The 287-nt window shown below is 66.2% G+C and carries 1 protein-coding gene; it reads right to left on the minus strand.

Annotated elements, in window-relative coordinates; genetic code table 11:
- On the minus strand, nucleotides 1-287 hold a 287-nt coding region (locus RVY79_RS19025; RefSeq protein WP_317466117.1), incomplete at both ends, for a hypothetical protein.

The following is a 287-nucleotide window of genomic DNA, read 5'->3' on the forward strand; positions in this document are numbered from 1 at the left end:
CGCCAGACGCAGCGTGCCCGTGCCTTGCAGCGTGAGCTTGCCCGCGCCCGAGATGGCATTGCGCCACGTGTCCGCCGCATTGAAGCCACCTTGGCTGGCGTCCATCGACACGATCACGTTACCGTTGAAGGCGCCATAACCATCGGCTGCGGCAAACAGGTTCAGGCGGCCCCAGCCTTCCGCATCGTCAAGCACGGGGTAGCCGGAGGCCAGCTCGGTGGTCTTGAGCACCACGCGGCGCTGGTCGGCACTCAGATACGGGAAGCGCGTTTCGAGCAGCACCTCGG

It is taken from the genome of Chromohalobacter sp. HP20-39, from assembly GCF_033052815.1.
Classification (GTDB): domain Bacteria; phylum Pseudomonadota; class Gammaproteobacteria; order Pseudomonadales; family Halomonadaceae; genus Chromohalobacter.